The organism is Corynebacterium sp. S7, from assembly GCF_054401105.1.
Window position 1 is genome coordinate 1,297,800 of the sequence record NZ_CM136760.1, and the last position, 26,272, is coordinate 1,324,071.

A 26,272-nucleotide genomic window follows, 5' to 3' on the forward strand; every position below is an offset into this window, starting at 1 on the left:
GGCATGCGTCTTGTCATTGCTCGTTGTTCTGTTGACTATGTAGGCCGCCTGGATGCCCATCTTCCCATGGCAGACAGGCTGATTATGGTGAAAGCGGACGGCTCCGTCTCCGTGCACGCCGATGACCGTGCCTACAAGCCCCTGAATTGGATGACACCGCCGTGCACCCTCGTGGAAGAGTCCATCGTGGACATCGACGGCGACGATACCGGTGAGCTGCTTTGGGTCGTGGAAAATCCCAAGGGTGAACAGCTTCGCATCACAATAGAAACGCTTCACGACGAAAAAACTTTCCACCTTGGGGAAGACCCAGGTCTGGTGAAAGACGGCGTTGAAAGCCACCTCCAGGAGCTATTAGCCGAGCACATTACAACGTTGGGCGAGGACTACTCCCTTGTGCGCCGCGAATATCCCACCCCAATCGGCCCGGTTGACTTGTTGGCCAAGTCCGGTGACGGCACCTCTGTGGCCGTGGAAGTAAAGCGGCGCGGAAACATCGACGGCGTGGAACAGCTCACGCGCTACCTTGAACTTCTCAATCGCGACGAGCTACTTAAGCCTGTTGTTGGAGTCTTTGCAGCCCAAGAGATTAAACCTCAGGCTCGCACACTGGCAGAAGACCGCGGAATTCGCTGCGTTGTGTTGGACTACGACGAGCTCCGCGGTATTGAATCGAACGAGCTAAGGCTGTTTTAAATGCCCAGGCGGAATCGACGGACGCAGGGAAACTCAGGCCGCGGCAGAGGTTCGCACGCCCAACCGCCACGCGAATTGCCGCGTGACGGGGCTACCTATCTGGGCACCCAAGAAGTTGAGGGGCCTTCGTGGACGCATGGCGAAATCTATCTCATGCGCCACATGGGCTCCTCGCGCGCAACTAAGTTTTATGTCTGCCCGGGGTGCAATCAGAACATTCCCCCCGGAGTTGCCCACATCGTCGCGTGGCCCCGAGACGCGGGCGGACGCGAAGACGACCGCCGACATTGGCACCGGCATTGCTGGGATCGTCGATAAGCGAATCTCGTTAGACTAGAAAGCATGATTGTTGCTTTCTCTGTAGCACCGACCGTGACCAGCAACCCGTCCGCCGAAATGGCGGACGCGGTTGCGCGCGCGGTGGCGGTGGTTAATGAATCCGGCTTACCTCACGAAACAAATGCGATGTTCACCATCGTCGAAGGCGAGTGGGACGAGGTGATGGACGTGATCAAGCGAGCCACCGAGGCGGTAAAGGCCGTGTCTCCTCGAGTTTCTCTTGTGATTAAGGCGGATATTCGCGAAGGCTACACTGACCAGCTTCATCAGAAAATGGATTCGCTTAATAAAGCTTTAGATTCGGCAAAGGAGAACTAAATGACCAACCCATATTCCGCCGGTGCCGTCGACCTTGGTCGGCTGCAGGCACAGTCCGAGGCTCGTGAAAAGATGAATAGCTCCAAGGTCGAGGGATTTTTTACCGTCACCGAGGACAATCTCGAATCCGAGGTGCTGCAGCGCTCCGTTCAGGTTCCCGTCATTGTCCTCGTGGGTTCCGCGCGATCCCAAGATTCCGAGGACCTGAAGTCCAATTTCCAGCAACTGGCGAAGAATAACAACAACGCGTTCGTCGTCGGCTACGTCGATGCCGATGCAACTCCTCAAATCGCCCAGGCGCTTGGCGTTCGTGGCATCCCGACCGTGCTGGCTATCGCCGCGGGCCGCCCCGTTACCTCCTTCGAGGGCGGCCAGCCCGCTGATGCGCTTACCCAGTGGGTGAACAGCCTCGTCGAGCAGGTCGGCCCGCAGCTGCAGGGCTTGCCCGAGCAAGGGGAGCCGGAAGAACCAGAGGATCCTCGTCTCGATGCGGCGACAGCGGCGCTCAATGTCGGAGATTTTGATACGGCCACCAAGCTTTACGACGACATCCTCGCCGAGGATCCAGCGAACGCGGAAATCAAGCAGGCCAAGGCCACTGTTGCTGTGATTAAGCGTCTCGATCCCCAAAACCGTGACACCGATGCGATTGAGGAAGCCGCCGCACATCCTGACGATGTGGACAAGCAGCTTGATGCCGCGGATGCAGAAGTCGTCGCTGGTGCCCCTGAAAAAGCATTCGACCGTCTGCTCACATTCATGGAGCAGACGGCCGGTGCCGATAAAGAGACCGCTAAGCAGCGCCTTTTAGAACTGTTCGCGCTCTTTGATGCTGCGGACCCCCGCGTGGCGCAAGCCAGGACACGCCTGGCCAGCGCACTGTTTTAGCTAAGTTCTACTAGCCTCTAGCCTCGGTGGATGTAGTACTGCACACTCATTGCAGGGATGGTCAGCTCGACTGACTGGTCTTGGCCATCCCAGCTCATAGGTTCGGTGTAGACGGTGGTGTCTAACTCGGTGCCGGCGCCTTCGTAGATTTCCGCATCGGTGTTCAGAAGCAGATCCCATGCGCCAATACGAGGAAGACCCAAGCGGTATTCAGTCGCGGTGGTACCGGAGAGGTTCACCACAACCAAGATTGGCTTGTTGTCGGTGCCCCAGCGGACGTAGGAGAGCATGTTGTTCGCCGAATCGTCGCCCTTGATCCACTGGAATCCCATCGGGGTGTTGTCCTGCGAGTACAACGCTGGGTGATTCTTGTACACCTCGTTCAGGTCGCGGACTACGCGCTGAATGCCCTGGTGGAATTCAGATCCCCAACCCTCAAGGTCGGACCAACCAGTGGAATGGGCTTCATCCCACTCAGAGGTCTGGCCGAACTCTTGGCCCATGAACATCAGTTGCTTTCCAGGGTGCGAGAACATGTACCCGTAGAGGGTGCGCATTCCAGCTGCCTTATTCCAATCGTCGCCAGGCATGCGACCCCACAGCGAACCCTTGCCGTGAACAACCTCGTCGTGGCTAAAGGGAAGAACATACTTCTCGGAGAAGGCGTACACCATGGAGAAGGTGATTTCGTTGTGGTGGTACGACCTGTGTACCGGATCGAGCTTGAAGTATTCCAGGGTGTCGTTCATCCAGCCCATGTTCCACTTCAGGGAGAAGCCCAGCCCATTGTCCTCGGTGCGTGCGGTCACGCCAGGCCATGCAGTGGATTCTTCGGCGATGGTCACGATGCCTGGGTGCTCGCGGTGCACGGTGGCGTTCATTTCCTGGAGGAACTGCACTGCGTCGAGGTTTTCGCGACCACCAAACTGGTTCGGCACCCATTCGCCAGACTCGCGAGAGTAGTCGAGGTAGAGCATCGAGGCCACTGCGTCGACGCGCAGGCCATCGACGTGGAACTCTTCCAGCCAGTAGAGAGCATTGGCGACGAGGAAGTTACGCACCTCGTTACGGCCAAAGTTGAACACGTAGGTGCCCCACTCCTTTTGCTCGCCTCGGCGCCAGTCTGGGTGCTCGTAGAGCGCGGTGCCGTCAAAGCGAGCCAGCGCCCAATCGTCCTTCGGGAAGTGGGCAGGAACCCAGTCAACGATTACGCCAATACCCGCCTGGTGGAGGCGATCAATCAGCAGACGGAGATCGTCGGCGCTACCCCAACGTGCACTCGGAGCGTAGTAGCCAGTGACTTGGTAGCCCCAGGAACCGCCGAATGGGTGCTCAGCCAGTGGCAGGAATTCCACGTGCGTAAAGCCCTGTTCGGAGACGTACTTGACCAAATCGTCGGCAAGTTCGCGGTAGCCATCGCCCAAGCGCCAGGAACCAAGGTGCACCTCATAGATGCTCATTGGGCTATTGGTCTGGTCAATTTCAGGACGTGCCTTCATCCACTCAGCGTCTGCCCAATCATAGGTGTCGGATTCGACGACTTTGGACACAGTTTCTGGTGGCGCCAGAGTGCCCTTCGCCATAGGGTCAGCCTTGTCGCGGCGGTGGCCTTCGGCGGTTTGGATTGCAAACTTGTAGGTCGTGCCGGCACCGAGGTTCGGGATGAAGATCTCCCAAATACCGGTCGAACCAAGAACGCGCATTGGATACTGGTTGGGATTCCACTCACAGAAGTCACCGATAACAGCGACGCCCCGAGCATTCGGCGCCCACACCGAAAATGAGGTACCGGTAACGGTGCCCATCGCAGTTTCGTAGGTGTGAATGTTGGCGCCAAGAACTTCCCACAGACGCTCGTGGCGCCCTTCGCTGATCAAGTGCAAGTCGAACGACGACAGGGTAGGCAGGAAGTGGTACGGATCGGCGATAATCTTTGGCTCTGCGTTCGGGTAGAAAACGCGGAAGCGGTAGTCCGGCGTGAGCTCGTCGTCAATTCCAATGACCCAGATGTCATCTCCTGAATCCAGCATCTCGCGGGAATCACCGTGGATGATTAATTCGACGCGCTCTGCGCCGAGCAAGCGGGTACGAATGACAGAACCCCACGACGTGGAGTGCCAGCCGTAAAAATCATGGGGAGCGTGGTGGCTGCACTCAAGAAGGCGTGCGCGATCGCCGGACGGAATAAGCAGCACAGGGTCGATGCTGTTTTGGCCTTCAGACATGATGTTCCTTTAATAAAAGAGTGGTTAATGTGAATTATTTAGCGGTGCCTCTAACGACGGTACCGCAGCAAGATTGATTCCAGCGCGGTTTCTCGTCGATAACTGCGACTTTCTGGGTGGTAATTAGGAATTACGGCCTGTAGTCGTGCTCGCTAATTTGGCGCCATGCCAACTGCTCGCGCTTTTCAGGGGCAACATCCGGCAAAACGAAGATGTGAGCCACGTTGTTGAGTGGTTCCAACCGCACGAAATTGTGCTCGCCCCAGATGTAGTTCGAGCCGCTGACAAGATCGTCTACGCGGAAGCTGTCGCCTTCGCTGAGACCAAGCTCAGCCAGGTTGAGGTGCACCATGCCTTCCTGAGAATTATAGGAATCCAGGTTCACCACAACGAGAACACAGTTTCCGGTGAGCGAATCCACCTTGGAATATGCGATCAGGTTGTCGTTATCTACCTCGTGGAACCGCAGGTTGCGCAGCTGCTGAAGAGCCGGTTGCTTTCGGCGAATGTGGTTCAACGTCGTGATGTAAGGCTCCAAAGATTCACGACGAGCAAGCGCGCCTGCAAAGTCGCGAGGGCGCAGTTGGTACTTCTCGGAATCAAGATATTCTTCGCTGCCTTCCTTGACCGGAACGTGCTCGTAGAGCTCGTACCCGGAGTAGACACCCCACAACGGGCTCATCGTGGCAGCAAGAGTTGCGCGGATGGCGAACATTGCAGGGCCACCCTTTTGCAACGACTCGTGCAAGATATCCGGAGTGTTTACGAACAGGTTCGGGCGAGAGACATCGGCGCGCTCGATGACTAAGTCTGCGAACTCCGTTAGTTCTGCCTTCGACGTCTTCCATGTGAAGTAGGTATAAGACTGGCTGAAGCCAATCTTTGACAGGCCGAACATGCGCGCGGGGCGGGTAAATGCCTCGGCGAGGAAGATGACCTCAGGGTGAGTCTCATGCACACGAGTGATCAGCCATTCCCAGAAATTCACCGGTTTGGTGTGCGGATTATCTACGCGGAAGGTCTTGACGCCTAGGTCCACCCAGTGCATGACTACCCGGTACACCTCTTCGTAAATGCCCTTTGGATCATTATCGAAGTTGATGGGGTAGATGTCCTGGTATTTCTTCGGTGGGTTCTCTGCGTACGCGATGGTGCCGTCGGGGAGTTCGGTGAAGAACTCGCGGTGGTCCTTTGCCCATGGGTGATCCGGTGCTGCCTGAAGTGCGAGGTCGAGGGCAACCTCAAGGCCGAGTTCCTCAGCGCGTGCGACGAGTGCTGCGAAATCAGCCTCGGTGCCTAGCTCTGGGTGGACCGCATCGTGGCCACCAGCCGCAGAACCAATGGCCCATGGGGAACCCACATCGCCTTCAACGGTGGTCAGCGTGTTGTTCTTGCCCTTGCGGTTGACCTCGCCGATCGGGTGGATAGGAGGAAAGTAGACAGTGTCAAAGCCCATCTTCGCCACGCGCTCGAGCGCATCGGCCGTGGTCTTGAACGTGCCGTGTACTGGATTGCCAGCCTCGTCCCAGCCACCGGTGGAACGAGGGAAGAGCTCGTACCAGGAATTGACCAGGGCACCGCGGCGCTCAACCAAGATCTCGCACACAGGGCCACGGGTGACCAGTTCACGCAGCGGGTAGTCAGCCAGGATATCGAGTACTTCCCCGGTCATGGCTTGCTCGATGCGCTCACGCAGCGAGAGGTATTCATCCTCGAGGGAGTGAGCGACATCCTTGAGCACCTGATCATCAGGTTTAGGTGCGTTTTTTGCTGCCTCGAGAAAAAGATCTGCGCCGTGGTGGAGGTCATTGTCCATCTCTTCTGCACTTTGACCGGCAGCAAGTTTCTTCGTTACTGCGTTGCGCCACGTAGCCATTGGGTCTGACCACGCGTCAATGCGGAAGCGCCAGGTGCCCTCGGTGTCCGGCACGAATACCGCGTGGACATTGTCGGGGCGGAACTCTTCCTTCTGCATGTGAATCGAAAAAGGCTCGCCGCCCGCAGGAGGGACAATTTCGACGGTTGCTGCAATCGCATCGTGGCCCTCGCGCCACACTAGCGCGGAGATGGGAACAACTTCTCCAACGGCTGCCTTGGCAGGAAGGGTACGCCCAGAAATTTGGGGCCTAACATCATCGATTCCGAGTCGTCCAGTCATAATTCCTCGCTCGCAGTCACGGTGTCGCCCTAGAGGTGCATCGCAGATGAAGACCTCTACGAATTCGCTCAAGGTGTTGTAAACGGTTATGTCTAACACGGTCGATCTTAGTCAAAACGTGTCACTTTCACCGTGGAGCGAGAAAATAAGCCACAATGGGTTTGTGAATGCTCCTGAAACTAATCCAGAGAAGGCAATCGAGCCCACCGATCCTGACCTCATGATCGATTTCCGTGGCGTCGAGGTTCGGCGTGGCGGAAATACTCTTGTCGGTCCCGTGGATTGGCAGGTCGAGCTCGACGAGCGGTGGGTGATCATCGGCCCGAACGGAGCGGGCAAGACCACCTTGGTCAAAATCGCGGCAGCCCAAGAGTTCCCGTCGTCTGGTACCGCATTCGTTTTGGGCGAGCAGATTGGCAAGACCGATATGCGTGATCTCCGCGCCTCCATTGGCATGACTTCTGCTGCTGTTGCGCACCGCATTCCCGACGAGGAAAAAGTCGGGGACTTAGTTATCTCTGCTGGTTATTCCATTCTGGGTCGCTGGCGCGAAGTGTACGACGACATGGATTACGAGCAAGCCTCGGAGAAGCTGGAACAGCTCGGGGCAATGCACTTGATCGACCGAACCTGGGGCACCCTGTCCGAGGGTGAGCGCAAGCGTGTGCTGATTTCGCGCGCCATCATGACGGATCCGGAGCTGCTCATCTTGGATGAGCCAGGTGCTGGCATGGACCTCGGTGGCCGCGAGGATCTGGTGGCGTATCTTGGAGATCTGGCCTTGGACCCAGATTCACCTGCAATCGTGATGATCACGCACCACGTGGAAGAGATCCCCTATGGGTTTACTCACGCCATGCTTCTCGACGAGGGTAATGTGGTTGCCCAAGGACTTATCGACGACGTTCTGACCAGCGAAAACTTGACCACCGCCTACCATCAGCCCATTGAGTTGAATAAGGTAGACGGTAGGTATTTCGCACGCAGGAAGCGCCGTGGAGGTTCACACCGTGCTTAAGGGATTAGGAGTTTAGCAGTTTAGGAGGTGGGGAGTTGCATCGCTCAAAGGGGGCGGTGTCCGCGGACGCAGCGGATCATATTGACCCCACCGACAAAACTGGGTACAACGGCGGGCGCCTGGCAGCCACAGTGTTGCTCGTTCGAGATGGCAGCGATGGCCTAGAAGTGTGGGCGCAAGAACGCGTCCGGACGATGCGCAATTTCCCCGGCATGACCGTGTTTCCCGGTGGCGGGGTAGACAGTAGGGATTTCCCGCCTCGGTCGTGGGATTCAGGCGAGCTCTGGACAGGGCGTTCCGTGGTCTCTTTTGCCCGCAGGTTGGGTCTAACAAAATACAAGTCGCATGCTCTTGTCTTCGCCGCCGTGCGCGAGGTGTTCGAAGAGACAGGCATTTTGCTGGTCAACGATGAATCCGGTGAGATTTTGCCCGATGCGCGCCCCTACGCCGATGCTCGCCACAAGCTTGAATCGCATCAGCTGGCGCTGACTGACGTGCTGCAGGACAATAAGCTCAAGGTCAACGCCGACTTGTTGGAGCCCTGGGGAAGGTTCGCTGGGACCTCGGAATCAGGCAATCGCTTTGATACGTTCAGCTTTGTAGCCGCAGTGCCCGAAGGGCAAGAACCAGACGGCGAAACCGGTGAAGCGCACGACGCGAACTGGTTCTCGCCGACTCTTCTCATGGAAGGGTGGCGCGTGGGACTTGTGCGTTTTGCGGTGGCAACGTGGGCTCAAATCCTTGACCTGTCCAAGTTTCACACTGTAGAGGAGGTCTTCGAAGCCGCGAAGCAGCAAGACATGGCACCAGTGGTAGGCGATCCCACACATATTCCGCGCTACCAGGACTTTTTTACGCACACACCAACGGACAGGATTGGAAAACTGGGTGGCCTTCACTGACAGCGAGATCAGCTATTTAAGCGAAAATCGTGCACGTATCGACGACACCACCGCCGCTCTTGCCCTGACGAAAAAATCAGCACTGACTGATCACAAAGTCTTACGCGACGCGTTCGGGGACTATTCCCGGGCAGTGACTGAATTGGTCGTGGCTTCTCGGAGCGCGGGAGAAAAGTTCCCCACCTGGTGGCTGACGGACTCGGATGCGGCGCAGCAGGCCACCTCGGCGATAGTCAGCGAGCTGCGTGCCAGTAAAATTAAACAAGCCGGGGCTCGCCTGGTCCACGACGTTACCTGCTCAATCGGCACCGAAGCACCCGCTGTGTATGCCCACGAGATGCAGTGGCTGGGAAGCGACCTCGATCATGCCCGGTTGCGCATGGCGCGATACAACCTCGGCCAAGACGCGTGGCTTGTTCGGGCCGATGCCACTGTCCCGGTTTCACAGGCAGATGTGATCGTGGCAGATCCTGCACGTCGCGTAGGTGGGCGCCGGATCACCGACCCTGCCAAGCTCATGCCACCGCTGCCTGAACTTGTTCAGGCCTATCAAGGCCGCGAGCTGGCGGTGAAGTGCGCCCCGGGGATTGATTACTCCGAGTGGGAGGGCCTGGTCAGCATTAGTAGTGTCGGCGGCGCGGTGAAAGAGGCGTGTCTGTATACGCCGGGGCTGGGGACAGGGCTTCGTCGTGAAGCGATTGTGTGCGACACCGAAGGTGTCGTCGAACGCGTCACCGACCTTGACCCCGACGACGTTGATGTGCGAGCGCCGGGCCGCTACATCATCGAGCCGGACGGCGCGGTAATCCGTGCGGGATTGGTGCGCGGCTGGGCGGCGCGCCACGGGTTGTGGATGTTGGATTCGCACATCGCATTTCTTTCCGGCGAGGCAATTCCGGAAGGTTCCAGCGGATTTCCATTCATTGAAACTGTGCCCCTGAAAAAGCTAAAGCAAGCCCTTGCGGCATATGACGCTGGGGCCATCGAGATTCTTGTGCGCGGAGTCGACGTTGACCCCGATCAGCTGCGGAAAAAGATGAAACTTAAAGGGAAGCGCTCCATGGGCGTGATCATCGCGCGCATCGGGTCGACGGCAACGGCCTTCCTCTGTGGTGCGAGGGAGCGCTCAGGGGAGCGTTATAGCCAACTTTCGGATTAGGGTAACCTGAGTCCCAGAAATCTTCGACAAAATCTGCCGATAAAATTTGCCAATTGGAAGGTGAGTGCTTTTATGGCCACCATCGTGGTGCTTGTGAAGAATGTGCCTGATACCTGGTCCACCAAGGTCCTGGAATCTGATAACACTCTTGACCGGACCAACGTCGATTCCATCATCGACGAGATTAATGAATATGCAGTTGAGACCGCGCTGCAGATCAAGGAAGCAGATCCCGAGCGCTTCCAGGTTGTTGCACTGTCCATGGGCCCCAGCGGTGCGGACGAAGCGCTGCGCAAGGCACTCGCGATGGGCGCGGATGACGCAGCTTTGCTTAGCGACGAGGCCCTGGCTGGCTCCGATGCTGTAGCAACAGCATGGGCCCTGACAAATGCGCTCAACACCATCGAAGACGTAGCTCTTATTATCACCGGTAACCAGTCCTCCGACGGTTCCACCGGTACTCTGGCTGGTTTGCTTGCGGAATACCGCCAGATTCCTGCGCTGACCCAGGTTGGCGCGGTCTCCGTTTCTGGTGACAAAGTTACCGCGACCCGAGAGGATGAGCGCGGTACCTGGGAGCTGGAGGCTACTTTGCCGGCAATTGTCTCGGTAACGGAGAATGCGGCGAAGCCTCGTTTCCCTAATTTCAAGGGTCTGCAGGCAGCGAAGAAGCATGAAATTAAGAACTTGGATCTTAGTTCCATTGGTGTGGATGCCGGCCAGGTGGGCCTCAGCCACTCTGCCACCGTGGTGCAATCTGCAACAACCGTTCCATCGCGTACTGCCGGTGAGCTGATTGATTCTGGCTCCGCTGCAGATATTGCGGCGCAGGTTGTAGCCAAGCTTGCTGAAAAGTCTCTGATTTAGGAAAGGTCTAAGGGGAACAAAGAATTATGTCTCACGTTTATGTTCTAGTCGAGCACTCAGCTGGCCACCTCAACCCTGTGACCAATGAACTCATTACAGCGGCACGTCCACTCGGTGTTGTCTCCGCCGTGGTTGTTGGTGCGCCGGGACAGGCTGCATCCTTGGCTCCTGCACTTGCTGAGGCTGGTGCAGCCCAGGTAATTGATGCTTCCGCACCCGATTACGCATCCCGTCTGGTCCTGCCCGAGGTCGATGCACTCCATGCTCTCGGTGCTGCGAACCCTGCACCGATTGTCATTGCAGCTACGGCTGCTGGCAACGAGATCGCGGGCCGTTTGGCGGCACGTCTGGCTTCGGGTGTGCTGACCAACGTGGTGGGCATCGAAGCTGGCGGTACTGCTCGCCACGAGATTTTCGGTGGCTCAGTTGTCACCACCACCGCGGCTGGCGGTGCCTGCCCGATTTATACGGTGCGCCCAGGCTCCATTAAGGCTGTACCTGAGGCAGCAGCGGGCCAGCTTGCGCCGATGCCGCTTCCTCCGGCCACCCCGAAGGACGTTGTCGTGGCATCCTTTACTCCTGCGGTACAGGGTGATCGCCCGGACCTGAACCAGGCAACAGTGGTTGTTGCTGGTGGTCGTGGCGTAGGCGAGGACGGCTTCGCGGAATTCGTCGAGCCTCTGGCTGATACCTTGGGCGCGGCAGTGGGCGCGACCCGCGATGCTGTCGACGAGGGCTGGGCTCCTGCGACTGCTCAGATTGGCCAGACTGGTGCGACTGTCTCGCCGGACCTGTATTTCGCACTGGGTATCTCCGGTGCGATCCAGCACCTCTCGGGTATGCAGACTGCGGGCACGATCGTCGCGGTAAACCAAGACCAAGACGAGCCGATTTTCCAGATCGCAGACATTGGCATTGTCGGCGATGTGGAAGAAATCGTCCCGGCACTGATCGAGGAACTAGGCAAGCGAAAGTGACGCACTACTTCGATCACGCGGCGACAACTCCCATGCGCCAGTCGGCGATCGAAGCATGGGTCGAACACGCCGGAGCACTCAACCCCGGGGGACAGTACACCTCGGGGCGTAAGGCCAATTCGGTTTTGGCCGAGTCCCGGGAGAAAATTGCCGAGCTGCTTGGCGCGGATCCCGTGGAAGTAGTGTTTACAGGCTCAGGCACAGAGGCGAATAACATCGCCGTAAGAGGCTTATATCAAGCCTCTGAACTTGATCGAGTGGTATCTACTCCGATTGAGCACGCTGCCGTACTGGAAACGGTGAAGTCGCTTCAGGCATCAGGCGCAGAAGTGGAATTGCTGCCCGTCGAGCGCAGTGGGCACATTCGAGAACTTTCTGCACTGGACAGGCCGGCCGCCGTGGCTGCGTGCATGTGGGCGAATAACGAAACCGGTGCGATTCAACCGGTAGGAGAGGTTGTTTCTAGGGCTTCGGCACAGGGCACGCCAGTCCATATTGATGCCGTCCAAGTTGCTGGGCATCTCCCGATCGATTTCCACGAGCTCGGTGCTACGACAATAGCGATGAGCGCGCATAAATTCGGTGGGCCGCGGGGTGCCGGTATCCTTTTGGCTAAGCGTTCGCCTGCGCCCCAGCCACTCACCCTGGGTGGAGGCCAGGAACGCGGGATTCGGTCGGGGACCGTCGACGTAGCTACGGCAGCTGCCACGGCAGCGGCCTTGGAAGAATCGGTCCGTGAGATGAATACCGAGAATGCTCGGATCTCCGCACTGCGCGATCGGCTCATCGAGGGTGTGAAAGTCCAGGTTCCTGACCTGACGGTTACAACGCGCGAGCCCGCGCTTGTTGGGCATGCCCACTTCATTTTTGCTGGTGCACATGGGGATTCCCTGATCATGTTGCTCGATGGCCTGGGGATCGAGGCGGCTACCGGTTCGGCGTGTAATTCCGGCGTGACCCGCATGAGTCATGTGTTAGAGGCGATGGGGGTTGATGAAAAGACAGGAATCGGGGCTTTACGTTTTACCTTGGGTCGAACGACTACGGAAGAAGACGTTGACTATGTGATTGAAAATATTTCTCTTGTGGTGCAAAGGGCGCGTCTAGCAGGCAACTTTTAAAATGTTTCCAATGTGACTATTGTGATTATTGTTAATAATGTGGTGTATGCGTTTAATGTGATGTAGCCTTGCCATCATGCGTTTAAGCCTGAATCTACGATCTTTTACAGTAGCCATGCTCGTCGCGCTCTTCGCTGCGGTGGGTTTTCTTGTCATCCCACTTTCTTCTAAAGCTCAAGCACAATCTTCTGTCGCCCCGTCGGGAATCGACGTGGCTAGCCACCAGCGTCCCGGTGGTGCACCCATCGATTGGAGCAGCGTCGCAGCCAGCGGTCAACGCTTCGCCTATGTCAAAGCCACCGAAGGCCATGGCTGGGCAAATGACTTTTACGCCGAGGACATCGCTTCCGCAAACGCGGCAGGTTTGATGACTGGTGCTTATCACTACGCCAGGCCGGACTCCGATCCGCGTGCCCAGGCTACCTACTTCGCGTCTGTGATCAACTCCGGCACGCCGACCTCGCTTCCACCGGTTCTCGACTTGGAGGAGACCGACGGCCTCAATGCCGTCGATCTACAGAACTGGACCCGCACCTTCTTGCAGACCCTGCAGGCACAAACAGGCGAGACTCCCATGATCTACACCTACCGCTACTTCTGGGTAGAGGACATGGCCAACACCACTGAGTTTTCTAACTACCCGCTGTGGCTGGCTGCCTACCAAAGCAATGCGCCAGCGCCCGTAGGTGGGTGGAGCACCGTGTCTTTCTGGCAACGCTCGGAAACCGGCACTGTGCCCGGAGTGGATTCCCAGGTTGACCTGAACTACTTCAATGGCACCGAAGCTCAGCTGCAGGCCTTCGCTGCAGGAAACACCCAAGCCGCTGGCGGTATCTTCGAAACGACGCAGATGCCAAGCAGCGAAGTCATCACACGCCTTGAGCAAGAAAGTTCCACGCTGCTCGGGAACGTGCTTAATGCAGTCCAATCAGGTGCTGCGGGCACAGAGGCAGCCCAAGTAGCCAACGAAACTGGCCTGAACGAGTCTGATGCAGCCCAGATCGAACAGGTCCTGTTGCAGCGCAAGGACACCGGCGAAATCCCCGTCACCCAGCAGCAGATCGACCAGGTGTACGAGGTCATCGCAACTCTCTAGTATTTCATTCCATTCGAAGCGCCCACTTCACGGCATCGGTATGCAGCGGCAGGTCCCCATGGACTACAGGTCCCAGGCAGACAACGGTGCCAAGGCGTGACGACGATTCAGGCACCTGTTTATCCTCCGATGAAATAATCGAGACCACCCTCACTCCTTCGGGAATGGGGGCTTTCGCAGGTTCAGGGCGCATAATGTCCACGAAAGACTCGCCCAGCACTTTCGCCTGAAACCACCGGCTCACAGGGTTGCCGGTCACAGGGACACCTCGCCACGAGGCACCTAAGCCGACGATTGTGTCAATCTTTCCCGCAAGACGCGGGTCGTGGGCTGCGCCAGGCGCAATAAGACCGCCGAGAGAGTGACCGACCAGGTCAATCGTCGTCACGCGTTGTGGAATGGCCGCAAGATAATCTGCTACCTCGCCGACGGCTTCCTCTACCGGTACTGTCCCGCGGTGACCGTAGGGTAGTTGGACCACGGGGCAGGGGAGATCGCGGGCGAGGACATCGAAGCTGCGGGGGTGACCCAAAGTACCGTGAAGCGCGACGACGATTCTATCGCTGGTCTGCGGGAGCTGCGCTAAGGTTGGATGACGAAGGCGAGGTAGGTAAGAAGCAATTCCCATAAAGCTCAAGAATAGAGCGAAACTAGACAGCAAGGTGTAAACCTAATCAAATGGAGTTGATACGTTCAATTTCGCTGGTAAATACTCCAGCTCTAATTACGATCTATTTGATCGTCTTGATCACCACGGCCGTTGCTGCCTGGGGTTTCTTTCGGAAATCCCTGCGGGTTCGCACCACCATTGCGCTGATTATTGCTCTGATTATTGGTGTGATCGCGTGGTTTATCTTCGCAGTGTGGCCGAAGCCTTTCCCTGACACGATCCCGATCGAGATATTTATCGCAGGTACCGCCGCGGCCTTTGTTCTGGCGAGTGCGTTTACGCAGCGCGGTCGGCGCATCTTGCTGGCAATTCTGGCCGTGATTGCAGTGGGAAATGCGTATTTGGTAGCCAACCTGCAATATCAGCAATTTCCGACGATTGGCTCGTTCAACCCTCAGCCTGTCACGGTGTCGATGAGCCTTGATGAGTTCAAAGCCTCGACGCAGCCGCCACAGCTCAACGGCCGCGATGTTGGTGCGCTGGTGACGGTTCCGATCGCCCCGATGCGAGATGCGGTGGCCTACGTTCCTCCTGCCTATTGGACAAATTCCAACTTGCCGGTCCTCGTGCTCATGGCCGGCAATCCCGGCGAGCCAGGGCAGTGGTTTACCGTGGGCCAGGCGAGCCAAACGGCAGATGACTTCCAGATCCAACACAATGGTGAGTCACCGGTGATTATTAGCGTCGATGGCACAGGTACCTTCAATGGAAATCCTGCCTGCTTCGATGGGCCGGACTATCAGGTGCAGACCTACCTCGCAGAGACGGTTCCTACGGCCATTAATCAAACATTTAACGTGAATAGAGACCAGAAAACTTGGACTATTGGCGGGCTAAGCTACGGAGGCACGTGTGCTCTCCAAGTGATCACAAACAGCCCGCAGTCCTATGGCATGTTCTTGGACTTCTCGGGCCAAGCAGAGCCAAGCATCGGCACGCACCAAAAGACTGTGGATACCTTCTTCGGCGGCGACGAGCAGGCCTTCCAAGCCGTAAACCCGGCCAATTTAATGCGCCAGGCGGTGGGCACCGATAAGTATGCACACTTGAAGGGCATCTTTATCGCAGGGGATAAGGATAAAGAATCGATGAACGCCTTGACCACAATGAATCAACTTGCCCAAGCAGCCGGGATGGACACCTCCTATAAAACCGTCCCGGGCGGGCATAGCTATTCCGTGTGGCGCCAAGCCCTGCGACAAAGCTTCGAAGAAGTAGCGAAGTTCGGAGGGATCAAATGATCGAGTTATTGAAAAGAATCCGGCTCTCGCTGATCGGCGCCGTGTTGCTGTGGGTGCTCTATCCACTGCGCGATAACTTGGCCCTGACCGGTTCAGGAGATGCAGAAGGTTGGCACCTGTTTACCTCGGGCATGACTACCGACCACTGGGTACCACTGATCATGGTGACACTGGCGGTTATCGCACTCGGTGGAGCAGCCGAGGTTGCCTTCGGCTCGAGGCGCTACCTGATTGTGGCGTTCGCCTCGCAGATGATCTCGGTCCCTCTCGGTTTCCTCGCTGCCGAAATCATTGAGAACTTGGGCTTCAACGAATGGGGAGAGGATCTCCTCAACGCTACCTACTTGTCGCCGCTGGGCTGGTTGTTCACCACCACCGCCGCGGCTACCGCGTGGATGCCACTGTTGTGGAAACGCCGCTTACGAGTCTTCCTGATTGCGCTTTCTGCAACCATGGTGCTGTATGCAGGTACGTTGGTGTGGGTCGTTGCGGCTGTTGGTGTTGCCTTTGGTGTTCTGGCAGGTGAAGTGCTCACTGGGCAAACGTTCACCCTGAAAAAGCCTTCCATGTCCATCCGAGAGGCCCGCATCCTGGTGGCCTTGGTCTATACCTCGGTGGCTGTTGGTCCGCTGCTTTCTGCCATTAATCCTCAATCTGATGGTCCTTTCTCGCTGGTGACTCAGCTGCTGTGGCAGCCCACTGTCTCCGGGCACATGGTGCACAAGTTGTGCACCGAGGATCCAAATAGTGTTGCTTGCTTCGATGCAACCACAATCAACCAGCTCAGCGGCATCGGCCCGACCTTAAGCAACCTGGTTCCATTCATCCTCCAGCTCGTCATCGCTTACGGCTTGGTGCGCGGGCGCAGGTTGTCATGGATTTTGGCGATTTTGACTCAAATTGTCACCATCGCCGTGATTTCCGCGCAGGTCGTTGTCACACCGTCGAATCTTCCGGCTGAACTCTTCGGCGTGAACCTCTTCTTCCTGTTGCTGCCATGGATCGTGTGCAGCGCCGTCCTGATTCGAACCTACCGGCACTTCTACGTCCGGATCAACACCTCGGCCGCGCGCAACAACACCTTGATTGTGCTCGCTGCATTCCTTGTCACGGCCGTGGCCTGGATCGTCGGTGCGAGCGCCTTCTCGCACAGGTTTACACCGCACCTGACCTTCACGGAGGTTCTCCTCGAGCTTCCACGGCGGTACCTGCCTCCTGTATTTAACCTGTTCTTCCCAACTCAGGCTGTGCCTACCTCGCATATCTCTACCTTCATCTACGAGTGGGTCGGCGTGATCTTCTGGATCGTCGCACTGGTTGCTCTGTACCGGGTTACCGCAAGTGCGGCCGACCGATCGTCGTCACGCGATCGTGACAAGGCGCACACTCTGCTCAAAGCCGGTACCGGTGACCACCTCTCGTGGATGACGCTGTGGGACGGAAACAAATACTTCTTCAGTGGCAATGGCTACGTTGCGTACAGGTTGAAGAACGGTATCGCGGTCAGCGTCGGCGAGCCGATTGTCGGTGAGGGCGATACTCGTGACGCGATCGCGGAGGAATTTGAAAAGTATGTCCAGGGCATGGGCGCGCGCGTTGCCTGGTACTCGGTGCGCGAGGAATTTGAGCGCCCAGGCTTCCGCCAGGTCCATGTCGCCGAGGAATCGGTGTTGGATGCCACCAACGTCGAGTTCAAGGGCAAGAAATTCCAGAACATCCGCACTGCCCGCAACCACGCCGCAAAAGAGGGTGTGCGCGCGGAATGGACTACCTGGAACGAGCTTGACTTTGATACCCGTGAGCGCGTTATTGCACTTTCCGAGGCGTGGGTGGCAGAAAAGGCACTGCCAGAAATGGGCTTTACCTTGGGAGGGCTCGAGGAACTCAAGGATCCAGATACTTCGCTGCTTCTCGCCATCGACGAAAAGGGCGCCGTACACGGCGTGACCAGTTGGTTGCCGGTGTACAAAGAGGGCAAGATTGACGGATACACCCTCGACTTCATGCGCCGCGACGCGCAGGGGTGGCGCCCGGCCATTGAGTTCCTTATTGCCGAAGCCATGATCCACGCCAATGGCGAGGGCATCGAGTGGATTTCGCTCTCGGGCGCGCCACTGATGCGCTCCGGCGAGCCCGAGGGACTTTTGGATACGCTGCTCGATCGCGCCGGAGATTCCATCGAGCCACTATATGGCTTCCGTTCGCTGGCCTCGTCGAAGAATAAGTTCCACCCGGGGCACACCAGTTGGGTGCTTGCTTACGACGACGAACTCGCCCTGCCGGCCATCGGCCAGGCCGTGGTGAGCTGTTACTTGCCAACGATGCGCGCCTCCGACACCGTCGCCGTGGCACGCGCGTGGCTGCAGGCGCGGAAGGACAACGAGCCGAAGAAGGAAGAGCCAAAGAGTTACTCGTCGTGACGCGCTTGGGTGCCTGAGCTGAACTCGCGCGCCCACTTCACGTCCTTAAATTGCGCAGGCACCGCGCCCTGGAGCAGCCGCTTGGTCAGTTGCTGGCTGGCCTCGAGGGGGAAATCCGCGCCGAGCAGTATGATATTGCCGTATCTGCGCCCTTTGAGCATCGGCGGATCCGCAATCACCGCCACGTGCGGAAACACCTGCAGCATCCCGGCCAGCTCCTCCTTGGCATTGGTCAGATCGGAGTGATCGCCACAGTTGGCAATGTAGAGGCCACGCTTGCTTAACGACGACCGCGCCGCCTCAAGAAACTCCACCGTGGTCAGAGCGCGCGGGGTCTGGGCTCCGGCGAAGACGTCCCGGATGATCACGTCACGACTATCGGGAACGAATTTATTTGTTTCCTCGCGGGCCTCACCAACGCGGATTTTCACGGTTGGCGATTTGGGTATGTCGAAAATCTCACGCACCAGCTGGGCGAGTTCCATGTCAATTTCTACAACCGTGTTGCGCGAGGCAGGCCACACGTGCGCGAAGTAGCGCGCCAGGGAGCACCCCGCGCCACCGAGATGGGTCAGCCGGGGCTTATCTGCAGGCTTATCCAGGCTGGTCAGCTCCTCAACGCCGGCCGCAATCCAGCGCATGTATTCAAACTCGAGGCGCTCCGGTTCGCCGGGCACATTGTTCGACGAGGGCACGCCGTTGACCAGCAGCGTGATCGAACCGTCTGATTCCTCGACAACTTCCGCGATCCCGGTTGCTATCTCAAAGGTCCGGTTTTCCTGCTGTTTTCTTGCCATGGATGTAGAGGGTACACTGCCTGACATGCGTGTTCTTGTTGCAATGTCCGGTGGTGTCGATTCCTCAGTGGCGGCTTCCCGCCTCGTCGACGCTGGCCATGATGTGGTCGGCGTCCATCTTGCGCTGTCTCAAGACGCCCAACAAACCCGCGAATCCGCCCGCGGCTGCTGCTCGTTGGAGGATTCCGCCGATGCGCGGCGTGTGTGCGACAAGCTGGGGATTCCGTTCTACGTCTGGGATTTCTCGGACCGGTTCAAGGAAGATGTCATTGACAACTTCGTTGAGTCCTATGCCATGGGCGAGACCCCGAACCCGTGCCTGCGCTGCAACGAAAAGATCAAGTTCGCGGCCCTGCTCGAGCGCGCCATTGCGCTGGGCTTCGATGCGGTGGCCACGGGGCACTACGCAATTATCGACGACGAGGGCAACCTCCGTCGCTCCGTGGATCCGCTCAAGGATCAGTCCTACGTTCTAGGTGTGCTGACCCGCGACGAGCTGGACCACTGCATTTTCCCGATCGGCGATACTGAGAAGCCTCAGATCCGCGAGGAAGCCAAGGCAAAGGGCTTCTCCACGGCGACGAAGCCGGACTCCTACGACATCTGCTTCATCCCAGACGGCAACACCCAGGCATTCCTTGGTCGCTCCATTGGTATGCGCCCCGGAATGGTTGTGGACCAGGACGGCACCGAGCTCAAGGAGCACGACGGTGCCTTCCAGTACACCATTGGTCAGCGCCGTGGCCTTGACCTGCGCGTTCCCGCTTCCGATGGTCAGCCGCGCTACGTCACCGACGTCGATGCGGCTACCGGTACCGTGACCGTCGGTCCCCGCGAGGCGCTGAAGGTCCGCGAGATCACCGCGGATCGCCTGAAGGTGCTGCACCCCGACATGCGCGGTGAGTTCGAGGCCAATGTGCAGATCCGCGCACACGGCGGCGTTGTGTCCTGCTGGGCCAATATTGAAGGCGACACGATGACACTCCAGCTCAAGGAGCCACTCTCTGGCGTAGCCCGCGGCCAGGCAGCCGTGCTCTACCTGCCAGACCCAGACGGGCACGGAGACGTGGTCCTAGGTTCGGGCACGATCTCGGGTACTGCTTAAACCCCATTAATTTCCAGCCTGATTAGACTGGTCATTTATGACTGCATTTGGGCTAGGCGAACTACCCGGGACCTCACTGTCCCAGGCCGCCGACATCGTGATTTCCGAATCTCCGCTCCCACACGTGCCGCAGCTTCCGGACCGTGGCCTCGGCTCGGACCTAATCGGGCGCACGGCATCGCTTTTGCCCATCCATGTCGATCGCGGTGCGCGCTCCTGGCGGGTCACCCCGCGGCCCCAGATTCTAACCAAGCGCTCCTCCGATCAGATGCAGCGCGACCTCGACTTTCTCGAGGAAGCGTGGGCCGGGCGCACCGATAAAATCAAGGTGCAGCTCGCCGGTCCCTGGACATTGGCTGCTGATATTGAGATGCCCAACGGCCACCGCATCATCACCGACCCCGGCGCGCTGAAAGACATGACCGAGGCTCTCCTCGAGACCGCGCGCAGCCACATCGCCGACGTGGCATCACGCTTCGACGCAGAGGTCACGCTCCAGCTCGACGAACCGCGCCTGCCCGAAATCATTGCAGGCCAGCTCAAAGGCACCACCGATTACGAAACTATCAAGGCGGTTCACCAAAGCGACATCCTCGAGCGCCTCGAACCCTTCGGCGAACACCTGCTCAACACCTCGGCACCGATATTTGGCGCGCAGTGGGTCACCGTTGACCTGACCACACTTAACACACCAAAGCTTCTCGACGACGCCGGCGCCGCACTTGGCGAAGGCCACAGATTCGCCATCGCGCCCATGGAACCAAAGAGGGTCGGGGACATCGTCGATAAGCTGCGAATCGATCCTGCCACCACGAACATGGACGTCTACGCGCCACCTGCCGCGACGCTGAAGGAGGCAGCGGCGAACTACGCCCAGGCGCGCGAATACGACGAGATCCTGCAGCGAGATTTCCTAAGCTAGAAGGCTAGCCAATCATGGGCCAGCCGGTGGCCACATCGGAGGCATCGCGACCACGAGACTCGAGGAATTTCTTTAGGTCCGACTGCAATTCGTACTGTTGCACGGCCTGGTATTCCATCAATTCGTCCACATCCATCTCGGAGAGCTCGGGCCAGAACTGCTTGACCTGTTTCCATGCGATGCGTGCCGCGGCGAGCGCATCGGAGGTGGCCTCGTGGGCGTTGTCGAGCTGCACGCCATAAAACTCCGACAGGGCGGTGAGGTTGCGCTTCTTGCCCTTGCGGTAGCGATCGCGAGCGCGGTCAATAACATAGGGATCGTAGACAGGCCCGGTTACAGTGAAATCTCCGGTAAGTGCCCTGAGCACGGAAAGATCATAAGGGGCGTTGAACACGATCAGGGTCAGGCCGTCCTCCCAGCCCTGCTTGATGGCCTGGACGGTCTCGGCAAGCACCTCGTCGTGGGGGCGACCCTCAGCGCGCGCCTTTTCAGTGGAGATGCCGTGGATCTTGGTGGCTTCCTCGGGGATTTCCACGCCGGGGTCAGCCATGGTTTCGTTCGCCTGCACGTCGCGGCCATCGATGCGCACCAACGCCGAAGTGACAATGCGCGCCTCCGCTGGATTGACTGATGTCGTTTCCAAATCAAAAGACAGCATGCGGGAGGCGTTGAAGGTTGGCATGAGGCTTAGTCTAGCTACACTTAGGGGCTGTGACCGAACAATCAGTTGATCTGCGCAGGCAATGGGACGAACTTGCTGAGGAAGTTCGCAAACACCGCGACCTCTACTACAACGGACAGCCCATCATCTCCGATAAGGAGTTCGATGAGCTGTTTGCGCGCCTGCAACAGCTCGAAGAAGACCACCCCGAGCTTGCCGTACCGGACTCGCCGACCAAGGAGGTCGGCGCGCCGATTTCTAGCGCCTTTGCCGATGTCGAGCACCTCGAGCGCATGATGAGCCTGGACAACGTGTTCAGCAACGAGGAGCTCTCCGGTTGGTTGGCGCGCACCCCGGGGCCGTACCTCACCGAGTTGAAAATTGATGGCCTGTCCATCGACTTGGTCTACCGCAACGGTGAACTCGAGCGCGCCGCCACTCGCGGTGATGGCCGCGTCGGCGAGGACATCACAGCCAACGCGCGCGTGATCGAGGACATCCCGCACACCCTGTCCGGTGACTTCCCCGAGCTGGTAGAAATCCGCGGCGAAGTATTCATCCGCCCCGAAGATTTCCCGGAGCTCAACGCCCAGCGCATCGAGGAAGGCGGCAAGCCTTTCGCCAATCCGCGCAATACGGCCGCCGGTGGAATCCGACAGAAAAACCCGGAAGACGTAAAGAAGCGCAAGCTCCACATGATCTGCCACGGTATTGGCGCCCGTGAGGGATTTAACCCGGCTACCCAGCACGAGGCGTACCAAGCCATGGCATCGTGGGGCCTGCCGGTCTCCGAATACACCAAGCCCGCGGCCAATGCAGCCGAGGTGCTCGAGGCGGTGGATTATTGGGCTGATCATCGCCACGATGCGATCCACGAGATGGACGGGGTGGTCATCAAGGTAGATTCCATCGCCGCGCAGCGCGGTCTGGGTTCCACTTCGCGGGCGCCGCGTTGGGCAATCGCGTACAAGTACCCACCGGAGGAAGTAACCACCAAGCTGCTCGACATTCAGGTGGGTGTCGGGCGCACCGGTCGCGTCACCCCATTCGCTGTGATGGAGCCGGTGTTCGTTTCTGGTTCCACAGTGTCTATGGCCACGCTGCACAACCAAGAAGAGGTCAAGCGCAAGGGCGTACTCATCGGCGATACCGTTGTGCTGCGCAAAGCTGGCGAGATCATCCCCGAGGTCTTAGGCCCCGTGGCCGATCTACGCGACGGCACCGAGCGCGAATTCATTTTCCCCACTCAATGTCCCTCCTGTGGCACCACGCTTGCCCCGCAAAAGGAAGGCGACGTGGACTGGCGCTGCCCGAACACACGCTCGTGCCCAGCCCAGTTGTCCTCCCGCCTGAGCTACCTCTCCGGCCGAGGCGCTTTCGACATCGAGGCATTGGGGGAGAAGGGTGCCCAGGATCTGATCCGTTCGGGAGTGCTTATCGACGAGGGCGCTCTCTTCGACCTCACCGACGAAGATTTGGCCAAGACCAGCGTGTACACCAATAATGCTGGCGAGGTAAACGCTAGTGGCGAGAAGTTGCTGAAGAATCTAGCTACGGCGAAGGAAGTGGATCTCTGGCGCGTTATTGTCGCCCTGTCCATCCGCCACGTTGGCCCAACGGCAGCCCGCGCGTTGGCTGGGCGCTACGGGTCAATGCAGGCACTCGTCGATGCACCCGTCGAAGATGTCTCGGAAACCGACGGTGTTGGCCCCATCATCGCGCAGGCCTTCAAGGAATGGTTCGAGGTGGATTGGCACCGCCAGATCGTGGACAGCTGGGCCGCGGCCGGGGTGACCATGGAGGCCGAGGCTGGAACCGAAGTTGAGCGCACCCTCGAGGGCCTGACCGTAGTAGTCACCGGAACCTTGGAGAACTTTTCGCGGGATTCCGCAAAGGAAGCGATTGTCTCTCGCGGTGGCAAGGCAAGTGGATCGGTGTCGAAGAAAACCGACTACGTGGTGGCCGGAGAAAACGCCGGTTCCAAAGAAACCAAGGCCCGGGACTTGGGGGTTACCGTACTCGACGAAGCCGGCTTCCAGCGCCTGCTAGAAACCGGTTCGCCTGAATAAGTTTTAGGTGAGTAGCGAGCCGACGATGGTGCCCAAATCCCCGATATGGCTCACCTCGTTGGCCAGGAAGTTCGGCCCGCCGGTGCGGCCCACAATAAGCACGAGATCAGTTCCGACCAGCGGGGCAGCAACGAGCGTGGAGTCCAACAAACCCCAAGAGTCAGGGATCCACTCTTCTTCGTCAGGGAGCAGGATGCGTGCTTCGGTGACGTTGGTCAGGGCAGGCGAGGAGCCATCGTCGCTAGGCGCTGCCTGCGAGGCTGCGATGCGTGTGACACCTTGATCTGTCTGGCGTAGAACAATGGCCCATGACGAGGTCAAAGCCAACGGCATGACCGTGACCAGCTCTTCCATCGCGCGGGGGACGTTGTTCGATTGCTTGGCTACGCGCGCGAGCATCTGAATCTGGCCACGGCGGTCGACGCGGCCAGAAAAGGGGCGGATGGAATCCACCTCGGCGCCTTCAACTTCGCCGGCAGCGGTGATAAGCGCATCGGCCATCACGTCGCGGGGGAGCTCGACCACGATATCGTCGAGAACCGTGCCGTCAGGCAGTGCTTCCACGATGTCTACTGATTGGATATTGGCACCTAAAAGCCCGAATGCTTGGGCTAAGTCCCCGAGGCTTCCGGGGGTATCGGCGAGCAATACTCGAATCAGGTATGACATGTTTTCCTCTTTCATCGGCAAAATTTGCGCTTCCCTATTTATACCAGCGCCACCTAGGTGCCCGAAGATTTCTTCGTGCCGTAATATGGGAGCGGTTCAACAGATTAAAGTGCAAAGGAAGAGTTTACGTGTCTGACATTTCCCGCGAGGATATCGAGCACCTCGCAAGTCTTGCCCGTCTCGCGCTGACCGAAGAAGAACTGTCTACATACGCCGACCAGATGGATACCATCATGGACGCTGTGTCGAAGGTTTCCCAGGTCAACACGGAAGGAGTCGAGCCAATGAGCCATCCACACTCCATCCACGCGCCAATGCGCGAAGACGTTGAGATCAAGACTCTGACACAAGAACAGGCACTCGATCAAGCCCCCGAGGTTGAAGACGAGCGTTTTGTCGTTCCACAGATCCTGGGAGAAGCTGAATAAAAATGACCGAGTACACCACACCATCTTCCGGTCTGACCGCCCTGACCGCCGCAGAGCTCGCTGAAAAGATTCATTCCGGCGAGGTCACCTCGCGCGAAGTCACCCAAGCACACCTTGATCGCATCGCGGATATCGACGACACCCTCGGCGCATTCCTGCACGTCGGCGCGGAAGAAGCGTTGGCAGTTGCCGACGAGATCGATGCCAAGGTAGCAGCGGGCGAGGAACTTCCTTCCGCCCTTGCCGGCGTTCCCGTTGCGGTCAAGGACCTCTTCGTCACCACCGACGCGCCCACCACTGCAGCATCCAAGATGCTCGAAGGCTACATGGCTCCCTATGACGCAACAGTGGTCAAAAACCTGCGCGCGGCTAGCATCCCCATCTTGGGCAAGACCAACTTGGATGAGTTCGCCATGGGTTCCTCGAACGAGAACTCGGCCTACAAACTCACCCGTAACCCACACGACACTGAGCGCACCCCCGGTGGCTCCGGTGGTGGTACTGCTGCAGCTTTGGCATCGGGCCAGGCTCCGCTGGGCATTGGTACCGATACCGGTGGCTCCATCCGCCAGCCAGCAGCGCTGACCGGCACAGTGGGCGTGAAGCCAACATACGGCACTGTGTCTCGCTATGGCATGATCGCAGCCGCATCTTCCCTGGACCAGGGCGGTCCAACTGCGCGCACCGTGCTCGATACCGCGCTGTTGCACGAAGTCATCGCAAGCCACGATCCTTTCGACGCCACCAGCGTGGACAATCCTGTGGCACCTGTTGTTGTCGCTGCCCGTGAGGGCGCAACCGGTGATCTCAAGGGCACCAAGGTCGGCGTGGTCAAGCAATTCAACCGCCCGGGCAACCAGCCGGGTGTGCAGGATGTAATCACCAAGGCTTACGACGAGTTGTCGAACCTTGGCGCCGAGATCATCGAGGTCGACTGTCCGCACTTCGACGATGTCATGGGTGCCTACTACATCATCCAGACCTCTGAGGTGTCATCCAACCTGTCGCGCTTCGACGGTATGCGTTACGGCCACCGCGGTGGCGACGACGGCACGCACTCGGCCAACGAAGTCATGGCTATCTCGCGCGCCGAAGGCTTCGGCGACGAAGTCAAGCGCCGCATCATGCTGGGCACCTACGCCCTGTCCGTTGGCTACTACGATGCTTACTATTTGCAGGCACAGCGCGTCCGCGCACTGATCGCCGAGGACTTCAAGAAGGCCTTTGAACAGGTGGACATCATTGCCGCACCGGTCACGCCAACCACGGCCTTCAAGCTGGGCGAAAAGGTCGACGATCCGCTGGCAATGTACAACTTTGACCTATTCACCCTGCCGCTGAACCTCGCAGGTCTGCCAGGTATGAGCTTGCCTGCCGGATTCGCTGAAGACACCAATCTGCCTGTTGGTCTCCAGCTGATGGCACCAGCGTTTAAGGACGATCGCCTCTACCGCGTCGGCGCTGCCTTCGAGGCCGCCCGCGCTTAGTTCTACGCCTAAGTACCACTCGCTCCATAAGCTTTTGAC

24 protein-coding genes are annotated in these 26,272 nt (G+C 58.4%); 18 read left to right on the top strand and 6 right to left on the bottom strand.

Annotation, left to right across the window (positions count from 1 at the left end; genetic code table 11):
• Nucleotides 1–3 precede the first annotated feature (3 nt).
• The 4 genes from nucS to ACXZ66_RS06275 are packed head-to-tail and all read left to right on the top strand — an operon-like array spanning nt 4 to nt 2,241.
• Nucleotides 4–696, top strand: a complete 693-nt coding sequence (gene nucS / locus ACXZ66_RS06260) for an endonuclease NucS (RefSeq protein WP_458751025.1) — start codon at nt 4–6, stop codon at nt 694–696.
• Nucleotides 697–1,014: a hypothetical protein gene (locus ACXZ66_RS06265; protein ID WP_458751026.1), complete on the top strand. Its 318-nt coding sequence runs from the start codon at nt 697–699 to the stop codon at nt 1,012–1,014.
• A 24-nt stretch (nt 1,015–1,038) separates the two neighbouring features.
• Nucleotides 1,039–1,353 (top strand): thiamine-binding protein, encoded by a 315-nt coding sequence (locus ACXZ66_RS06270; protein ID WP_458751027.1) that lies wholly within the window; start codon nt 1,039–1,041, stop codon nt 1,351–1,353.
• On the top strand, nt 1,354–2,241 hold the full coding sequence (locus ACXZ66_RS06275) for a co-chaperone YbbN (RefSeq protein ID WP_458751028.1): 888 nt from the start codon (nt 1,354–1,356) through the stop codon (nt 2,239–2,241).
• Nucleotides 2,242–2,258: 17 nt separating this feature from the next.
• Here the strand turns inward: ACXZ66_RS06275 and glgB are convergent, their stop codons facing one another.
• Complete coding sequence (gene glgB, locus ACXZ66_RS06280; RefSeq protein WP_458751029.1) at nt 2,259–4,466, bottom strand: 1,4-alpha-glucan branching protein GlgB; 2,208 nt, start codon at nt 4,464–4,466, stop codon at nt 2,259–2,261.
• A 130-nt stretch (nt 4,467–4,596) separates the two neighbouring features.
• Nucleotides 4,597–6,624 carry a maltotransferase domain-containing protein gene (locus tag ACXZ66_RS06285; protein WP_458751030.1) on the bottom strand — a complete coding sequence of 676 codons (2,028 nt, stop codon included), beginning with the start codon at nt 6,622–6,624 and terminating at the stop codon, nt 4,597–4,599.
• Nucleotides 6,625–6,844: 220 nt separating this feature from the next.
• Between ACXZ66_RS06285 and ACXZ66_RS06290 the strand changes: the two genes are divergently transcribed.
• The 7 genes from ACXZ66_RS06290 to ACXZ66_RS06320 all read left to right on the top strand — a co-directional run bounded on the left by ACXZ66_RS06290 (nt 6,845) and on the right by ACXZ66_RS06320 (nt 13,764).
• Nucleotides 6,845–7,642 (top strand): ABC transporter ATP-binding protein, encoded by a 798-nt coding sequence (locus tag ACXZ66_RS06290; RefSeq protein ID WP_458751302.1) that lies wholly within the window; start codon nt 6,845–6,847, stop codon nt 7,640–7,642.
• A gap of 35 nt (nt 7,643–7,677) precedes the next feature.
• Nucleotides 7,678–8,544 carry an NUDIX hydrolase gene (locus ACXZ66_RS06295; RefSeq protein WP_458751031.1) on the top strand — a complete coding sequence of 289 codons (867 nt, stop codon included), beginning with the start codon at nt 7,678–7,680 and terminating at the stop codon, nt 8,542–8,544.
• Nucleotides 8,531–9,703, top strand: coding sequence for a THUMP-like domain-containing protein (locus ACXZ66_RS06300; RefSeq protein WP_458751032.1), 1,173 nt, complete (start codon nt 8,531–8,533; stop codon nt 9,701–9,703). Before ACXZ66_RS06295 ends, ACXZ66_RS06300 begins: the two co-directional genes overlap by 14 nt.
• 72 nt (nt 9,704–9,775) lie before the next feature.
• Entirely contained in the window at nt 9,776–10,570 is a 795-nt protein-coding gene (locus ACXZ66_RS06305) for an electron transfer flavoprotein subunit beta/FixA family protein (RefSeq protein WP_458751033.1), read from the top strand.
• 26 nt (nt 10,571–10,596) lie between these two features.
• Entirely contained in the window at nt 10,597–11,547 is a 951-nt protein-coding gene (locus ACXZ66_RS06310; protein ID WP_458751034.1) for an electron transfer flavoprotein subunit alpha/FixB family protein, read from the top strand.
• Nucleotides 11,544–12,668, top strand: coding sequence for a cysteine desulfurase family protein (locus ACXZ66_RS06315; protein WP_458751035.1), 1,125 nt, complete (start codon nt 11,544–11,546; stop codon nt 12,666–12,668). The genes ACXZ66_RS06310 and ACXZ66_RS06315 overlap by 4 nt, the downstream gene beginning before the upstream one ends.
• 76 nt (nt 12,669–12,744) lie before the next feature.
• On the top strand, nt 12,745–13,764 hold the full coding sequence (locus ACXZ66_RS06320) for a glycoside hydrolase family 25 protein (RefSeq protein WP_458751036.1): 1,020 nt from the start codon (nt 12,745–12,747) through the stop codon (nt 13,762–13,764).
• Between the two features lie 4 nt (nt 13,765–13,768).
• Here ACXZ66_RS06320 and ACXZ66_RS06325 read toward each other — a convergent pair whose 3' ends face one another.
• A complete protein-coding gene (locus ACXZ66_RS06325) occupies nt 13,769–14,392 on the bottom strand; it encodes a lipase family alpha/beta hydrolase (RefSeq protein ID WP_458751037.1) in 624 nt (207 codons plus the stop codon).
• Between the two features lie 50 nt (nt 14,393–14,442).
• On the opposite strand from ACXZ66_RS06325, the gene ACXZ66_RS06330 reads away from it, so the two are divergent.
• Complete coding sequence (locus ACXZ66_RS06330) at nt 14,443–15,675, top strand: alpha/beta hydrolase (RefSeq protein WP_458751038.1); 1,233 nt, start codon at nt 14,443–14,445, stop codon at nt 15,673–15,675.
• Nucleotides 15,672–18,095: a bifunctional lysylphosphatidylglycerol flippase/synthetase MprF gene (locus ACXZ66_RS06335; RefSeq protein ID WP_458751039.1), complete on the top strand. Its 2,424-nt coding sequence runs from the start codon at nt 15,672–15,674 to the stop codon at nt 18,093–18,095. The genes ACXZ66_RS06330 and ACXZ66_RS06335 overlap by 4 nt, the downstream gene beginning before the upstream one ends.
• Here the strand turns inward: ACXZ66_RS06335 and ACXZ66_RS06340 are convergent.
• A complete protein-coding gene (locus ACXZ66_RS06340) occupies nt 18,083–18,892 on the bottom strand; it encodes a spermidine synthase (protein WP_458751040.1) in 810 nt (269 codons plus the stop codon). The two genes, ACXZ66_RS06335 and ACXZ66_RS06340, sit on opposite strands and share 13 nt — an antisense overlap.
• 25 nt (nt 18,893–18,917) lie before the next feature.
• Here ACXZ66_RS06340 and mnmA point away from each other — a divergent pair, with 25 nt between their 5' ends.
• Nucleotides 18,918–19,997 (top strand): tRNA 2-thiouridine(34) synthase MnmA, encoded by a 1,080-nt coding sequence (gene mnmA / locus ACXZ66_RS06345; protein ID WP_458751041.1) that lies wholly within the window; start codon nt 18,918–18,920, stop codon nt 19,995–19,997.
• A gap of 37 nt (nt 19,998–20,034) precedes the next feature.
• Entirely contained in the window at nt 20,035–20,919 is an 885-nt protein-coding gene (locus ACXZ66_RS06350; protein WP_458751042.1) for a uroporphyrinogen decarboxylase/cobalamine-independent methonine synthase family protein, read from the top strand.
• A 4-nt stretch (nt 20,920–20,923) separates the two neighbouring features.
• Here ACXZ66_RS06350 and ACXZ66_RS06355 read toward each other — a convergent pair whose 3' ends face one another.
• Nucleotides 20,924–21,601, bottom strand: a complete 678-nt coding sequence (locus tag ACXZ66_RS06355) for an exonuclease domain-containing protein (protein WP_458751043.1) — start codon at nt 21,599–21,601, stop codon at nt 20,924–20,926.
• 29 nt (nt 21,602–21,630) lie between these two features.
• Between ACXZ66_RS06355 and ligA the strand changes: the two genes are divergently transcribed.
• Nucleotides 21,631–23,649, top strand: coding sequence for an NAD-dependent DNA ligase LigA (ligA, locus tag ACXZ66_RS06360; protein ID WP_458751044.1), 2,019 nt, complete (start codon nt 21,631–21,633; stop codon nt 23,647–23,649).
• A 3-nt stretch (nt 23,650–23,652) separates the two neighbouring features.
• On the opposite strand, the gene ACXZ66_RS06365 is transcribed toward ligA, so the two are convergent.
• Nucleotides 23,653–24,318 (bottom strand): ACT domain-containing protein, encoded by a 666-nt coding sequence (locus ACXZ66_RS06365; RefSeq protein ID WP_458751045.1) that lies wholly within the window; start codon nt 24,316–24,318, stop codon nt 23,653–23,655.
• Nucleotides 24,319–24,446: 128 nt separating this feature from the next.
• Between ACXZ66_RS06365 and gatC the strand changes: the two genes are divergently transcribed.
• Both gatC and gatA read left to right on the top strand, forming a co-directional pair.
• A complete protein-coding gene (gatC, locus tag ACXZ66_RS06370) occupies nt 24,447–24,746 on the top strand; it encodes an Asp-tRNA(Asn)/Glu-tRNA(Gln) amidotransferase subunit GatC (protein ID WP_458751046.1) in 300 nt (99 codons plus the stop codon).
• Nucleotides 24,747–24,748: 2 nt separating this feature from the next.
• On the top strand, nt 24,749–26,233 hold the full coding sequence (gatA, locus tag ACXZ66_RS06375; protein ID WP_458751047.1) for an Asp-tRNA(Asn)/Glu-tRNA(Gln) amidotransferase subunit GatA: 1,485 nt from the start codon (nt 24,749–24,751) through the stop codon (nt 26,231–26,233).
• Nucleotides 26,234–26,272: the final 39 nt, after the last annotated feature.